This window comes from Streptomyces sp. BBFR102, from assembly GCF_051397025.1.
Classification (GTDB): domain Bacteria; phylum Actinomycetota; class Actinomycetes; order Streptomycetales; family Streptomycetaceae; genus Streptomyces.
Window position 1 is genome coordinate 4,560,613 of the sequence record NZ_CP195757.1, and the last position, 11,028, is coordinate 4,571,640.

At 74.3% G+C, this 11,028-nt stretch carries 12 protein-coding genes; 7 read left to right on the top strand and 5 right to left on the bottom strand.

Annotated elements, in window-relative coordinates:
* Positions 1 to 32 precede the first annotated feature (32 nt).
* Positions 33 to 683 carry an HU family DNA-binding protein gene (locus tag ACSLIC_RS20350; RefSeq protein WP_436739140.1) on the top strand — a complete coding sequence of 217 codons (651 nt, stop codon included), beginning with the start codon at positions 33 to 35 and terminating at the stop codon, positions 681 to 683.
* A gap of 111 nt (positions 684 to 794) precedes the next feature.
* Here the strand turns inward: ACSLIC_RS20350 and ACSLIC_RS20355 are convergent, their stop codons facing one another.
* On the bottom strand, positions 795 to 1,001 hold the full coding sequence (locus ACSLIC_RS20355; RefSeq protein WP_436739141.1) for a hypothetical protein: 207 nt from the start codon (positions 999 to 1,001) through the stop codon (positions 795 to 797).
* Between the two features lie 78 nt (positions 1,002 to 1,079).
* Positions 1,080 to 1,790, bottom strand: coding sequence for a 2-phospho-L-lactate guanylyltransferase (cofC, locus tag ACSLIC_RS20360; RefSeq protein WP_436739142.1), 711 nt, complete (start codon positions 1,788 to 1,790; stop codon positions 1,080 to 1,082).
* Positions 1,791 to 1,949: 159 nt separating this feature from the next.
* On the opposite strand from cofC, the gene ACSLIC_RS20365 reads away from it, so the two are divergent.
* The 3 genes from ACSLIC_RS20365 (at position 1,950) to ACSLIC_RS20375 (ending at position 5,090) form a co-directional block, all read left to right on the top strand.
* Positions 1,950 to 2,753, top strand: coding sequence for a lysophospholipid acyltransferase family protein (locus tag ACSLIC_RS20365; RefSeq protein WP_436739143.1), 804 nt, complete (start codon positions 1,950 to 1,952; stop codon positions 2,751 to 2,753).
* Entirely contained in the window at positions 2,750 to 3,760 is a 1,011-nt protein-coding gene (locus ACSLIC_RS20370) for an NAD(P)H-dependent glycerol-3-phosphate dehydrogenase (RefSeq protein WP_436739144.1), read from the top strand. The genes ACSLIC_RS20365 and ACSLIC_RS20370 overlap by 4 nt, the downstream gene beginning before the upstream one ends.
* Positions 3,761 to 3,917: 157 nt before the next feature.
* Positions 3,918 to 5,090 carry a D-alanine--D-alanine ligase family protein gene (locus ACSLIC_RS20375; RefSeq protein WP_436739145.1) on the top strand — a complete coding sequence of 391 codons (1,173 nt, stop codon included), beginning with the start codon at positions 3,918 to 3,920 and terminating at the stop codon, positions 5,088 to 5,090.
* 63 nt (positions 5,091 to 5,153) lie between these two features.
* Here the strand turns inward: ACSLIC_RS20375 and ACSLIC_RS20380 are convergent, their stop codons facing one another.
* Positions 5,154 to 5,639 carry a DUF3515 domain-containing protein gene (locus ACSLIC_RS20380; protein WP_436739146.1) on the bottom strand — a complete coding sequence of 162 codons (486 nt, stop codon included), beginning with the start codon at positions 5,637 to 5,639 and terminating at the stop codon, positions 5,154 to 5,156.
* Between the two features lie 20 nt (positions 5,640 to 5,659).
* Entirely contained in the window at positions 5,660 to 5,893 is a 234-nt protein-coding gene (locus tag ACSLIC_RS20385) for an Lrp/AsnC family transcriptional regulator (RefSeq protein WP_023416799.1), read from the bottom strand.
* A 352-nt stretch (positions 5,894 to 6,245) separates the two neighbouring features.
* On the opposite strand from ACSLIC_RS20385, the gene ACSLIC_RS20390 reads away from it, so the two are divergent.
* Together ACSLIC_RS20390 and thiD are read left to right on the top strand one after the other, a co-directional pair.
* Entirely contained in the window at positions 6,246 to 7,226 is a 981-nt protein-coding gene (locus tag ACSLIC_RS20390) for a thiamine-phosphate kinase (protein ID WP_436739147.1), read from the top strand.
* A 364-nt stretch (positions 7,227 to 7,590) separates the two neighbouring features.
* Complete coding sequence (thiD, locus tag ACSLIC_RS20395) at positions 7,591 to 8,415, top strand: bifunctional hydroxymethylpyrimidine kinase/phosphomethylpyrimidine kinase (protein WP_436739148.1); 825 nt, start codon at positions 7,591 to 7,593, stop codon at positions 8,413 to 8,415.
* A 383-nt stretch (positions 8,416 to 8,798) separates the two neighbouring features.
* On the opposite strand, the gene rpmB is transcribed toward thiD, so the two are convergent.
* Positions 8,799 to 8,984, bottom strand: coding sequence for a 50S ribosomal protein L28 (rpmB, locus tag ACSLIC_RS20400; RefSeq protein WP_003951095.1), 186 nt, complete (start codon positions 8,982 to 8,984; stop codon positions 8,799 to 8,801).
* Positions 8,985 to 9,215: 231 nt separating this feature from the next.
* On the opposite strand from rpmB, the gene ACSLIC_RS20405 reads away from it, so the two are divergent.
* Positions 9,216 to 11,000: a DAK2 domain-containing protein gene (locus ACSLIC_RS20405; RefSeq protein WP_436739149.1), complete on the top strand. Its 1,785-nt coding sequence runs from the start codon at positions 9,216 to 9,218 to the stop codon at positions 10,998 to 11,000.
* Positions 11,001 to 11,028: the final 28 nt, after the last annotated feature.

The following is an 11,028-nucleotide window of genomic DNA, read 5'->3' on the forward strand; positions in this document are numbered from 1 at the left end:
TTGGTTCTGGCAATGCCTCCGAAGGGGAAGACGTGAACAAGGCGCAGCTCGTAGAAGCGATTGCCGACAAGGTCGGCGGTCGTCAGAACGCCGCCGAAGCCGTCGACGCGGTGCTCGATGCGATGGTCCGCGCGGTGGTGGCCGGGGAGCGGGTCTCCGTCACCGGCTTCGGTTCCTTCGAGAAGGTGGACCGCCCCGCCCGTTACGCCCGCAACCCGCAGACGGGCGAGCGGGTCCGGGTGAAGAAGACCTCCGTGCCCCGTTTCCGGGCCGGCCAGGGCTTCAAGGACCTGGTGAGCGGGACGAAGAAGCTCCCGAAGAACGACGTGGCGGTGAAGAAGGCACCCAAGGGCAGCCTCACCGGCGGGACCAAGACCACCGCCAAGGCGGCGGCCAAGAAGGCGACCGCCAAGAAGGCTTCGGCGGCGAAGAAGACCACCACCGCGGCCAAGAAGGCCACCCCGGCGAAGAAGACCACGGCGAAGAAGAGCACGCCCACGGCGAAGAAGACCACCGCCACGGCGAAGAAGGCCACGCCCGCCAAGTCGGCGGCGAAGAAGGCCACCGCCAAGAAGACGGCTCCGGCGAAGAAGACCACCGCCACCAAGGCCCCGGCCAAGAAGTCGTCGGCCCGCAAGACCTCCACGGCCAAGAAGACCACGGCGACCGCGCGCAAGAAGTGACGAAGTAGCGGACCGCCGCGGAGCCTTCGGACACGGCCGGACCACGCGCATCGGGCCGGGCCCCCCTCGGGGAGCCCGGCCCGCGGCGCGCCCGGCACCCGCCGCGGGCGGTCAGAAGGTCTGGAGGGTGACCAGCGTGATGCGCGGGGCGCCGTCCGCGCCCGGCACCGTCTCGACCCGCACCCGCTGTCCCGGCCGGAGCAGCCGCAGCCCGCCCGCGTCGAACGCCGCTCCATCGAAGGGCATCGGGGTGCCGTCGTCCAGCAGCACTTGGCCGCCGCGGGTCTCGGGGTCGTACGTGTACGCGGTCGCCTGCATGCCCCGCAGCGTAGCCGCCGCCGACGGGGCGGGAGGACGCGCGGGGCGCGGCGCACCGCGCCGCACGGGGCGGCGGGTTCAGCCCGGTGGTGTCGGCGAGGTCCGCGGCGCGGGCACGGCCGCCCCGCGCAGCGCGGCCAGGGCGGCCGAGGTGTGCGGGCCCGCGCCCAGTTCGCAGGCGGCCCGCAGGTCGGCCGGGGTGTCCACGTCGCGCCGTACGCCCGGTACCGCGCCCGGCGTCAGCTCGACGGCGCCCGCAGCGGCGTGCCGGGCGCGGGACGGTCCGCCGAAACAGGGCGTGAACGAGGCGTCCGGCCCCGCTGCCAGCAGCGTCGTACCGATCCCGGCGGCGTCCGCCAGGAAGGCGAGCGGGTGCGCGGCCGCGGCGAACAGGACGCGCTCCAGCTCGGCGGGGCGCAGCGCGGGCAGGTCGGCGTTGAGCGCGGCCAGCGCCGCGCCGGGCCGCGCCGTGCGCACCGTGCGCGCGCCGTGCACCAGCGCCGCGTTCAGCCCCGCGGCCGGGGTGTCTTCCGTCACGCGCGCCCCGAGCGCCGCCAGCGCCGCGCCGGCCCGGGCGTCGTCCGTGACGACCACCACATCCCGGACCGCCGCGCACGCCAGCGCGGCGGCCACCGTGTCCTGCGCGAACGCCAGCGCGAGGCGGGCCCGCGCCGTCCCGCCGAGGGCGGGAGCGAGTCTGCTCTTGGCCAGGCCAAGGGGTTTGAGAGGGACGACCAGGCTCCACGAGACCGGCGGGCCCGTATCGGGTTCAGTGCGCATCGTGGTCATTCTCGCCTCCCGCTGACCCGTTCCGCTGCCGGTGCCTGACCGCGCCGCGCGAGGGTGGGCGTACGGTGTTCTCGACAGAAAGGGGACCCGGGGCGACACTTGTGCGTCCGCCCGGGGCGCACTTCGACTCCCTGGGTTCGCGAAGAGGAAGGTGCCCGAGTGTCCCGCCGCAGAATCGGCTTCTGGTACCGCTTGGCAGCGGTCATCGCCAAACCGCCGCTCGTGCTTCTGTTCAAGCGGGACTGGAGCGGAATGGAGAACATTCCGGCTGACGGCGGATTTATCACCGCGGTCAATCACAACTCGTATCTCGACCCGCTCTCCTACGCTCACTATCAGTACAACACCGGACGCGTTCCGCGATTCCTCGCGAAGAACGGACTCTTCGGGAAGGGATTTGTCGGCGCCGTCATGCGCGGTACCGGGCAGATTCCCGTCTACCGCGAAACCACCGACGCGCTGGACGCCTTCCGGGCCGCTCTGGACGCCATCGAGCGCGGCGAGTGCGTCGCCTTCTACCCCGAGGGCACCCTCACCCGCGATCCCGCGATGTGGCCGATGACCGCCAAGACCGGCGCCGCCCGGGTCGCCCTGCGCACCCGCTGCCCCGTCATCCCGGTCGCCCAGTGGGGCGCCAACCTCGCCATGCCGCCGTACGCCAAGGAGGACAAGCTCCGGCTCCTGCCGCGCAAGACCCTCCAGGTGAAGGCCGGTCCGCCGGTCGACCTCAGCGCGTACTACGACCTCGACCCCACCCCCGAGGTGCTGCGCGAGGTCACGGAGACCATCATGGCGGCGGTCACCGGACTGTTGGCCGAGATGCGCGGCGAGCCCGCACCCCCCACCCCGTACGACCCCCGCACCGCCCGCCTCCAGCAGCGGCGGCCCTCCGTCCGCCCGCAGCCCGCCCCGGCGGTGTGCGAGAGCGCGCCGGGGCAGAAGTCAGGAGAGAGCAACCAGTGACACCCCCGGTCAAGGCAGCGGTCCTCGGAACCGGCTCCTGGGGAACGGCGTTCGCCATGGTCCTCGCCGACGCCGGGTGCGAGGTCGTCCTGTGCGCCCGCCGCCAGGAGGTCGCCGACGAGGTCAACACCTCGCACACCAACTCCGGCTACCTGCCCGGTGCCGTGCTGCCCGCCTCCGTACGGGCCACCACCGACCCCGCCGAGGCCGCCGCCGGCGCCGACTTCACCGTCCTCACCGTCCCCTCCCAGACGGCGCGCGCCAACCTCGCCACCCTCGCGCCGCTGCTCGCCCCGGACACCGTGGTCGTCTCCCTGATGAAGGGCGTCGAACTCGGCTCCGCGATGCGGATGAGCGAGGTCATCGCCGACACCGCGAAGCTGCCCCCCGAGCGGATCGCCGTCGTCACCGGCCCCAACCTCGCCCGGGAGATCGCCGCCCGGCAGCCCGCCGCCGCCGTCGTCGCCTGCACCGACGAGGACGTGGCCCGGCGGCTCCAGGCCGCCTGCCACACCCCGTACTTCCGGCCGTACACCAACACCGACGTGGTCGGCTGCGAACTGGGCGGCGCCGTCAAGAACGTCATCGGCCTCGCCGTCGGCATCGCGGACGGCATGGGCCTGGGCGACAACACCAAGGGCTCGCTCATCACCCGCGGCCTCGCCGAGACCACCCGGCTCGGCCTCGCCATGGGCGCCGACCCGATGACCTTCTCCGGACTGGCCGGCCTCGGCGACCTGGTGGCGACCTGCTCCTCGCCGCTCTCGCGGAACCACACCTTCGGCACCAACCTCGGCAAGGGGATGACGCTGGAGGAGACCATCGCCGTCACCCAGCAGACGGCCGAAGGCGTCAAGTCCTGCGAGTCCGTGCTCGACCTCGGCCGCCGTCACGGCATCGACATGCCAATCACCGAGACGGTCGTCGGCATCGTGCACGACGGGAAGCCGCCGCTCGTCGCCCTCAAGGAACTCATGGGCCGCAGCGCCAAGCCCGAGCGCCGCTGACGGCAGGACCGGACGTAACCTTTCCGACCCGCCGCGTCGCGTCCCGACGCGGCGGGCCGGGGCGCCCGCGTCGCGTTGGGGCGCTCGGGTGCCCTGTCGCGACAGGGGCCCCTCGGGCGCTGACGAGCGGCCTACCAGCAGGTACGCTCATCGCGATATGAGCAGCGAGAACTCCCCCCAGAACCCGGCCCTCCCCGAGCCCGGAACCGAACCCCGCAAGCCGCGCGTCGCCGTCGTCTTCGGCGGGCGCAGCTCCGAACACGGCATCTCCGTGGTCACCGGCGGCGCCGTCCTGGGCTCCATCGACCGCTCCCGGTACGACGTCCTGCCCATCGGCATCACCACCGAGGGCGGCTGGGTGCTCACCGCCGACGAGCCCGCGCGGATGGCGATCAGCGAGCGCACCGTCCCCGACGTCGAGGGCCTCGCCGAGCCCGGCGAGGGCACCGTCGTCCTCCCCGTCGCCCCCGGCAACCGCGAGGTCCTCTACAGCGAGCCCGGCTCGGTGCCGAAGGTCCTCGGCGACGTCGACGTCGTCTTCCCCGTCCTGCACGGCCCCTACGGCGAGGACGGCACCTTCCAGGGCCTCCTGGAGCTGGCCGGTATCCCGTACGTCGGCTCGGGTGTCCTCGCCTCCGCCGTCGGCCAGGACAAGGAGTACATGAAGCGGGTGTTCACCTCCTTCGGGCTGCCGGTCGGCCCGTACCTGGTGATCCGCCCCCGCGAGTGGGACGCCGACGAGGCCGGCGCCCGCGCCCGCATCACCGACTTCGCCGGTGAGCACGGCTGGCCGCTCTTCGTGAAGCCCGCCCGCGGCGGCTCCTCCGTCGGCATCACCAAGGTCGACGGCCCCGAGGGGCTCGACGCGGCCCTCGCCGAGGCCCGCCGCCACGACCCGAAGATCCTCGTCGAGTCGCTGCTGCGCGGCCGTGAGATCGAGTGCGGCGTCCTGGAGTTCGAGGACGGGCCGCGCGCCAGCGTCCCCGCCGAGATCCCCCCGGTGCAGGCCCACGACTTCTACGACTTCGAGGCCAAGTACATCGACTCGGCGCCCGGCCTGGTCCCCGCCCCGCTCACCGAGGAGCAGACCGCCGAGGTGCGGCGCCTCGCCGTGGAGGCGTTCGAGGCCGCCTCCTGCGAGGGGCTGGTGCGCGCCGACTTCTTCCTCACCGAGGACGGCGGCTTCGTCATCAACGAGATCAACACCATGCCCGGCTTCACGCCGATCTCCATGTACCCGCGCATGTGGCAGGAGTCCGGCGTCGACTACCCGGCCCTGGTCGACCAGCTGGTGCAGGCGGCGCTGCGCCGGTCCACCGGACTGCGCTGAGCCGCGCCACGCCCGCCCGCCCGCCCGAGCCGGGGCTACGGCTGCGGACGGGCGGGCGCCCGGTCAGTCGGCGATGCCCTCCGGTACCGCCTCGGTGATCGCGGGGGCGAGGTCGCTGAGCGGCACGAGGCCCTTCGGTACGTGCTCGGCGGGGAGCGAGACCTCCACGTAGGCCCGGCGCAGCGTGGTGGTGAAGCGGAAGGAGCCGTCACCCGGCTGTTCCACGAGCCAGCCGACGCCGTCGGCCTCCACGCCCTCGGCGTCGGGGTCGGCCATCGCGCCGGGTCTCGGCACGCCGCAGCGCAGTATGATCGCCGGGCTGCCCCACCCCGAGGTCAGTGCCGACTCCGGTCGCGGATCGTCCCGCTCCAGACCGGCCAAGCGCTGCGGAAGCCGCTCGTCCAGCTCCTGGCAGAGGGCATCCGTCGCACCGTCCGGCCGGGGAACCGCAGCGGTCTGCCGGCCGTCCGGGGAGGAACAGCCGGCAGCGGCGGCCAGCAGCAGCGCGGCGGCGGCAGACCGGAGGGACCGGCGACGAGTGAGGTTCACCGGGCCAGCGTAGACGGGGGCTACAGATGCACGACCGGGCAGGTCAGGGTACGGGTGATGCCGTCCACCTGCTGGACCTTGGCGACCACCATGCGGCCCAGTTCGTCCATGGTGTCGGCCTGCGCCCGCACGATCACGTCATAGGGACCGGTCACATCCTCCGCCTGGATCACTCCAGGAATACTGCCGATGAACTCGGCGACGGCCGAAGCCTTCCCGACCTCGGTCTGAATCAGTACATACGCCTGTACCACGGAACCTCCAGGGCGGTCACGAGGATCATGTGGGGGAAAGGGTCGTCACGTTATCGCGTCCGGACCCGCCGCGGGGAGAGCCGCGCACCCCGACGCGCGCGCCGTCCGCCTTGCGGGGCGCGGGCGTTGACGCGTGACCTGACGGTACCGACACCCGCCCCGCCCCGCGACCGCAAGCGGAACGCGGTGTACGGGGGACGGTGCCCGGCGCCGCCGCGGCCCCCGGTGCACGGTGGCACCCCGGGAGCGGGGACGATGAGAGAGCGGGGCGGGGCCGGGGCGCCGGCACCGCACGGACGGTTCGGTACGTGACCGGTCTCGGCCGGCACTTGATGCGAGAGGTGGGCGCGCGGTGAAAGGCACTGTGGGCGAGCTGGGAGAGTTCGGGCTCATCAGGGAGCTCACGTCGCGGCTCACCATGACTCCGGCGGTACGGATCGGCCCCGGCGACGACGCCGCCGTGGTGACCGCGCCCGATCGGCGGGTCGTGGCGAGCACGGACATCCTCCTGGAGGGGCGGCACTTCCGCCGCGACTGGTCCACCGCCTACGACGTGGGGCGCAAGGCCGCCGCGCAGAACCTCGCCGACATCGCCGCCATGGGCGCGGTGCCCACCGCGATCCTCCTCGGCCTCGTCGTCCCCGCCGAACTCCCCGCCGCCTGGCCCGCGGAGCTGATGGACGGGTTGCGCGACGAATGCCAGGTCGCGGGCGCCGCCGTGGTCGGCGGCGACGTCGTACGCGGCGACAGCGTCATGGTCTCCATCACCGCCCTCGGCGACCTGCGCAACCACGAGCCCGTCACCCGCGCCGGGGCGCAGCCCGGAGACGTCGTGGCCGTCACCGGGTGGCTGGGCTGGTCCGCCGCCGGGTTCGCCGTGCTGTCACGGGGCTTCCGCTCGCCGCGCGCCTTCGTCGAGGCCCACCGCCGCCCCGAACCGCCGTACCACGCGGGCCCCGCGGCGGCCGGGCTCGGCGCCACCGCCATGACCGACGTGAGCGACGGCCTGATCGCCGACCTCGGCCACATCGCCGAGGCGAGCAAGGTCCGGATCGACGTCGCCTCCGGGAAGGTCGACATCCCGAGCCAGATGAACGACATCGGCCAGGCCGTCGGCGTCGACCCCCTCCAGTGGGTCCTCACCGGCGGCGAGGACCACGCGATCGTCGCGACCTTCCCCTCCGACGTGAAACTCCCCGCCCGTTGGAAGGTCATCGGCGAGGTCCTCCACCCGTCCGCCCTGCCGCGCGTCACCGTTGACGGAGCACCCTGGACCCACAAGGGCGGGTGGGACCACTTCGCTGAGGCGGGGGGCGGGGGGATCGAGGGCTGAGGAGCGCGGTGCGGGGCCTGCCGCGGACGGGATTCGCTGGGCGGGGCCGGGCTGTTGAGCGCAGGCGGGGGTGCGTACGGGGCTGCTGGGCGGCGTGAGGATTACGTGTAGGGGGCGACGGGGCGGCGCGGGTGTGACGCGGGCCCGGATGTAGGGGGCTGCGGGGCGGCTCTGCCCTTACCGACGGGGTGGGCGCTACGGGGCGAGGGGGCCGCCCGGCGGGGTGCCGTACGGGGCGGGCGGCTGCGTACGGCGCGCCGTCGCGGGGCCCGCCGCCGGAGCGCCGCGCCGCCCCGCGCCTCGGCTGAGCGGCGCCGGGCCCCGACGCCCGGGGGCGTTCCGGAGCCCCGCTAGATTCGCCCCCATGGACATACCCCCGCGCCCTCGCCGGGTGCTCACCGTCGCCGGTTCCGACTCCGGCGGCGGCGCCGGCGTACAGGCCGATCTGAAGACCATGCTGGCCCTCGGCGTGCACGGCATGAGCGTGCTCACCGCCGTCACCGCGCAGAACTCGCTCGGGGTCCAGGGCGTCTGGGAACTCCCCGACGAGGCGGTCCGCGCGCAGTACCGCAGTGTCGTCGACGACATCGGGGTCCAGGCGGTCAAGACCGGCATGCTCTCCTCCGCGTCCCTGGTGGCCACCGTCGCCGAACTCCTCGCGGCCACCGACGCCCCCACTGTGGTCGACCCCGTGGGCGTCTCCAAGCACGGGGACCCGCTGCTCGCCGAGTCCGCCCTCGACGCCGTACGCCACCGGCTGATGCCCGTCGCCACCGTCGCCACTCCGAACCTCGACGAGGTGGCCCAGCTCACCGGCGTCCAGGTCCACGACGAGGCGGGCATGGCGCGGGCGGCCGAAGCGGTGCTCGCCCTCGGGTCCACCTGGGTGCTCATCAAGGGCGGCCATCTGTCCGGCGACGCGGTCGACCTGCTCACCGACGGCACCGAGACCCACTGGTACCGCGCCCCCCGCCTCGAGAACCGGCACACCCACGGCACCGGCTGCACCCTCGCCAGCGCGATCGCCTCCCACCTCGCCCTCGGCCACCCGGTCCCGGAGGCCGTCGGTCTGGCCAAGGAGTACCTCACCGGAGCCATCGGGGCCGGCTTCGCGCTGGGCGCGGGGATCGGGCCGGTGGGCCACGGGTGGCGGATCGACGCGGAGGCGAGGCGGAGCGCGGGGGAGTAGCGGAGCGCCGACGGCAGGGGCTTCGGGGCCACTCCGTACGGGGCGCTACGTCGCGCGCGACCTGCGGTTTCACGGGGCGGTGGTGGTGCGACGGGGCGCGCCCCGTACGGGGCGGTGCCGAAGGCCCGTGGGACCGGAGCGCCGCGTACCCTCGGTGCGCCGGAGGGCCCCCGCTCCGCCGCGGCGCCCTCCGGCCCGCGCGCCCCCTCAGCCCTGCGGACCCGGCCCAGCTCCCCGGGCGCTCCCGTGTCCGGACAGGCAGAAGGCCGGTTCATCCGAAGATGAACCGGCCTTCCGAGCAGCAAGCCTGGTGGCCGCGCCAGTGCGAGACGTCCACGCGAGAACCGGGTTGCCCCCGCTCGGAGCGGGGACACCGCTCGCGATTAGCGCGAGACCTTGCCGGCCTTGATGCACGAGGTGCAGACGTTGAGCCGCTTCGGCGTCCGACCGACCACGGCACGCACGCGCTGGATGTTGGGGTTCCAGCGACGCGACGTACGGCGGTGCGAGTGCGAAATGTTGTTGCCGAAGCTCGGCCCCTTGCCACAGACGTCGCAGTTGGCAGCCACGGGTCACTCCAAAGACTTCAGATGCACTTACAGTGAAATCCCGGCATGCCGGGATCAGTAACTGATTGGCGCTGCCAGGGGGAAAAGCCCGACTCTCATCGGGCAACTGGAGCAGCATACAACGGCCGCTCCTGCCCGACGAAACTACCACGGGCGGCGGAGCCCCTGTTCCCGCCCACCGGGGTCACCGGGTCTACGCTGCGGGCAGTCCAGCCGCACGAGGAGGCGCAGGTGCCCGAGCCGGAAGGGGGGCCCGCGGGGTCCCCGCCCCCCGCCCCGCGTCAGCGCCCCCCGCACCGCAGAGGCGGCCGCCTCGACGCCCCCGCCGTCCGCCGCTGGTGCGCCCTCGCCCTCGACGCGCTGGGGCGGGACCGCGAGGACATCGACGCCATCAACGTCTACCCGGTGGCCGACGGCGACACCGGTACCAACCTCTACCTGACCGTCGAGTCAGCCGCCCAGGCCGTCGAAGCCGTCTTCGCCGCCCACGAGACCGGCGCCACCCGGCCCGCCCTGCCCGACGCGGTACGCGCCATGGCCCACGGGGCGCTCATCGGGGCGCGCGGCAACTCCGGCACCATCCTCGCCCAGCTGCTACGTGGCATGGCCCAGATCCTGACCACGCCGGGTGACGAGGTTCACGCGGCGTACGCCGACGGGCCCCGCCTCGCCCGGGCGCTGCGCCGCGCGGCGGACTCCGCGTACAGCGCCGTGGCCCACCCCGTCGAAGGCACCGTCCTGACCGTCGCCACCGCCGCGGCCGACGGGGCCGACGGGGCCGACGCCGCCGGTGCGGCGGACTGCGCCACCGTCGCCCGCGCCGCGCACGACGCCGCGCTCGCCGTCCTCGGCGAGACGCCCCGGCACCTCGCGGTGCTCGCCCGCGCCGGCGTGGTCGACGCCGGCGGCCGGGGCTTCGTCACCGTCCTCCACGCCCTGGTCGAGGCCCTCACCGGCGAACCCCCGGCCCGCCCCGCCCCCCGTGCCCCGGGCGGCCTCACCGCCCCGTGCGCCGCGGCGTCCCCCGCCCCGCACGGCGCGTCCCCGTGCGCCGCCGCGGCCGACCGGCCCGAGGGCGAGTCCGCCACCGACAGCCCCGCGTACGAGGTGATCTACCTCCTGGACGCGGACGACGCCGCCGTCGACCGGCTCCGGGGCCGGCTCGACGCGCTCGGGGACTCGCTCGTCGTCGTCGGCGGGGACGGGCTGTGGAACGTCCACGTCCATGTCGACGACGCGGGCGCGGCCGTGGAGGCCGGGATCGAGGCGGGGCGCCCGCACCGCGTCCGCATCACCCACTTCGGCACCCAGGCCGCCGCCCGCTCCGACGCCGCGCAGCGGCCCCCCGAACGCGCCCCCCGTGCCGTCGTCGCCGTCGTCCCCGGCGACGGCCTGGCCGAGCTGTACGCGCAGAGCGGCGCGACCACCGTGCTGGCCCGGGTCGGGGAACCCCCCGCCAGCGGCGAGCTGGCCGAGGCGATCCGCCGGGCCCACGCCCACGAGGTCGTCCTGCTCCCCAACGACCCCGAGCTGCGGCACACCGCCGCCGTCGCCGCCGAGCAGGCCCGCGACGACGGCGTCCGCGTCGCACTCATCCCCACCCGCTCCGCGGTCCAGGGCATCGCGGCGCTCGCCGTCCACGAGAGCGGCCGCCGCTTCGACGAGGACGTCGTCGCCATGACCTCCGCCGCCGGCGCCACCCGGCACGGCGAGATCACCGTCGCCGAACGCCAGTCCTGGACCACCGCAGGCATCTGCCAGGCGGGCGACGTGCTCGGCCTGGTCGACGGCGACGTGGCGGTCATCGGCGCCGACCTCACCGACACCGCCCGCTCCGTCCTGGACCGGATGCTCTCGGCGGGCGGCGAGATGGTCACGCTCGTCCTCGACGACGAGGTGCCCGAGCAGGTGGCCGACCTGCTGGAGCGGCACGTACGCGCCCGCCACCTCGCCGTGGACACCGTCGTCTACCGGGGCGGGCGGCAGGGCTCGCCGATGCTCGTCGGCGTCGAGTAGCGGGCGAGGGGCACCCGTGAACGTTCGT